This is a genomic window from Leisingera sp. F5, from assembly GCF_001593695.1.
In genome coordinates, this window is record NZ_LUKH01000913.1 from 1 (window position 1) to 1,470 (window position 1,470).

Consider the following 1,470-nt stretch of genomic DNA (forward strand, 5'->3'; position numbering starts at 1 on the left):
TCAAGGCTTCCAGCCGGGCCACCTCGTCGCGGATGCCTTTCGACAACGCCTGGGCAAACCGGTTCAACCGCTCGCTGCGCTGGTCGCCCTGGTGCCGCACCAGATGGAAACTGCGGCTGAGGCTGACTTTGTCGGTCAGGATCTTGCGCAGCATCCGATGGGCCGGCAGGCTGAAATCATGGGCGATGCAGATCGCCGTACCCTGCGCTGCCATTTTGATCTGCACCGATACGGAGTTCGACGCCAGCGCGACCCGTTCGACACCGATATCGTTCAGGTAATCCAGCTCCTTGTCGAAAATCATGTCGGGGATGTAGCCGATCATCTTGTGGCCCTTCAGATCCGCCAACCCGGTGATCGGCGGATGGCTCTTCAGGTAATGGCGCGAGGCGACCAGATGCAGCCGGTAGTCGCAGATCTTCTGCACCAGCAGCTTACCCGCCGTCGGCGCGCTGACGGTCACCGCCATGTCGGCTTCGCGGCGGCTGAGGTTGATCACCCGCGGCAAGGCCACGATCTGGATATCCAGATCCGGGTTTTCCTCGGCGATCTGGGCACAGACCTGCGGCAACAGGTAGTTGGCGCTGCCGTCCGGCGCCCCGATGCGGATCTGGCCGGACATGGTATCGCTGGGTCCGCTCAGCGCCTCGGTCCCGGCCCGCATGGCCTGTTCGGCCGCTTCGGCATGGACCAGCAGACGGTCCCCCGCAGCACTCAGCGCATAGCCCTGCGGCGATTTCACAAACAGCGGTGTTTCCAGTGCGGCCTCAAACCGTGCGACCCGCCGCCCCACCGTTGCAGGGTCCATTTTGAGGATGCGGCCGGCGCCCGACAGGCTCGCCTCCCGTGCCACCGCCAAAAACACTTTCATATCATCCCACTGCGGTTCCATCGGCCCGGGTCCTCCGTCTTGCTGCTAACGTTCCGTTAACCTTTTGCGTTCCTGCAAAGCGTCTTTGAAATCTTTCCTCTTTTCCGATGTTTTTTGCAAGCCTAGGATGATGGCAAGATGAACAGAGGAGGATCCGATGAAAGAACTCGGCCACTTTATCAACGGCGCACTGGTCTCCGGCACCTCGGGCCGTTTTGACGATATCTTCAACCCTGCAACCGGCGAAGTGCAGTATCTGTGCCCGATGGCCAGTGTTGCAGAAACCACCGACGCCATTGAAAAGGCAGCGGCGGCACAGCCCGCCTGGGGCGCCACCAACCCGCAGAAACGCGCCCGCGTGATGATGGCGATGGTTGGCCTGATGAACCGCGACATGGACAAGCTGGCCGAGGCGCTGAGCCGTGAGCACGGCAAAACCATTCCGGACGCCAAGGGCGACCTGCAGCGCGGCCTGGAAGTGATCGAATATTGCATCGGCGCACCGCAGATGCTGAAGGGTGAGTTTACCGACAGCGCCGGCCCGGGCATCGACATGTACTCCATGCGCCAGCCGCTGGGCGTCGTTGCCTCGATCATGC

Annotated in this window: 2 protein-coding genes; one reads left to right on the top strand and one right to left on the bottom strand. The window is 62.0% G+C overall.

Annotation, left to right across the window (positions count from 1 at the left end; translation table 11 throughout):
- Positions 1-892: LysR family transcriptional regulator (locus A2I95_RS37390; protein ID WP_291737512.1), on the bottom strand; the 892-nt coding region annotated here is incomplete at its 3' end.
- Positions 893-1,028: 136 nt separating this feature from the next.
- Here A2I95_RS37390 and A2I95_RS37395 point away from each other — a divergent pair.
- On the top strand, positions 1,029-1,470 hold a 442-nt coding region (locus tag A2I95_RS37395), incomplete at its 3' end, for an aldehyde dehydrogenase family protein (protein WP_291737513.1).